The sequence below is a fragment of the Sellimonas caecigallum genome (assembly GCF_019754295.1).
Classification (GTDB): Bacteria; Bacillota; Clostridia; order Lachnospirales; family Lachnospiraceae; genus Sellimonas; species Sellimonas caecigallum.
Window position 1 is genome coordinate 1 of sequence record NZ_VIRV01000046.1, and the last position, 1,721, is coordinate 1,721.

Annotated in this window: 1 protein-coding gene; it reads left to right on the forward strand. The window is 45.0% G+C overall.

The features are described from left to right. Nucleotides 1–121 precede the first annotated feature (121 nt). Complete coding sequence (locus tag FLB61_RS12900; protein ID WP_221920426.1) at nt 122–1,609, forward strand: hypothetical protein; 1,488 nt, start codon at nt 122–124, stop codon at nt 1,607–1,609. The last annotated feature ends 112 nt before the right edge of the window (nt 1,610–1,721 follow it).

A 1,721-nucleotide genomic window follows, 5' to 3' on the forward strand; every position in this document is an offset into this window, starting at 1 on the left:
TTGGATTCCTTTTTTATTAAAATCCCCCACTTTTTTTGCCAAAAACACTTGACAAATCGCCCAAAATTTGCGGCGAAGCCGATTGAATATATTTTATTTCTTTCGACTGGAGGCGATTTTTTTGTTACCTGTTAATCCTGGCGGGCATGCCGCCTATCAAAACTTTGTTGTTACAAATCTTCGTAAATATTATCCGGATCCAGATGCCTTTTCACGGGCTACCTGGGATATCATCGAACGTTTCTGGAATCTTGATCTTTCTTATACGGATGAACTTCTACGTTCGAAATACTCTGTCTTTGGCCCTAAGCCTAGAACCCCTTCCTGTATGCAGCGCTCTTATCTGCTGTCTATTGATTTCAAGGTCCATTCCCTGACAGACTGGGCTGCTCAGTTGAAGATCAATCCCCTTTATGCAATCCTCAGCGGTTTTGAATTCGGCGATACTCCCGGCGTCGGTACCTTTTATGATTTCCTCAGCCGACTTTGGGATTCTGAAGATTCCAATCTGTCTTCCCATTTGCGTCCTGCAAAAGACAAAAGGATTAAAAAGCCTGCTCATAAAGGTACGAAAGCCGAACCTGTCGAAAAGGTTTCCGTTGATCAGTTACTGGAGCAGTTGGAAACAACCTCTTTTGTATTAGATGACCAGCCCTATTCTTCCCTGTTTAAGATCTATCATCGGGAATTCCTGAGTCAGTCCATAGCTAAAGGTCTGATTGATCCTTCCGCTCTTTCCCTCGCCGGTGACGGAACTCCTGTTGTCACTTCCGCAAGGGAGCGCAAGCATCCTGCCTGCAACTGTTCGGAAAAAGGAATCACGGATTGTTCCTGTGACCGTTTCTTTTCCCAGCCTGACTGCGATATTGGATGGGATTCTTCCAGAGACCGCTTTTATTTCGGTTACGACTTATATATGCTTGTCGCTGCCCACTCGGAAAGCGACCTTCCTGTTTTCCCTCTGTTGAATCCTGCCTCAAAACATGATTCCCATGGATTCCTGGAAACCTGGTTCCGGATGAGAGCTTTCCTTCCTGAACTTCATATCAACAAATGGATTCTGGATTCCGCTCATGATGCGATGCCTTATTACATTTACTGCCGCAAGAACCACATCCAGCCCTTTATCGACCTGAATGTAAAGCGAGGCGTCAAAGTAAAATATAAAAATGATCTTACCATCGGTGAAGATGGCGTTCCCGTTTGTAAAGCGGGAAGAAAAATGCGTCATGACGGTTCGGAGCCTTCCAAGGGGAGGCTGAAATTCCGCTGTCCTCTGGCCAGCCGGAAATACGGCTGTTCCTGCACACATCCCTGCTCGGATTCCAAGTATGGCAGGACAGTCCATCTGGCTATGAAAGACAACCCAAGACTGATTAACTTCCCGCCCCGTGACACGAAGGAGTGGAAAAAGGAATTCAATGCCCGGACTTCGGCAGAACGTTCCAATAAACGTGAGAAAATAGACTTTCAATTAGAAAGCGGCAGACACCGCTCTACTAAGATGTGGTACTGCCGCCTCTATCACATCATGATGCTGCAACATCTTGATGCATGGGATCTGCCTTTCGAATCTCCATTACGTAAGTTGATTTTGGAAGTAGCATGATCCTTGATTATTATATCGCATTTTTCCAGATATAGCGACAGCTATGTCTATTTCAGCATGTCTATTTTTCACTTTTTAGATAATATTTACTTTTCAAAGTTCAACGCCAGCG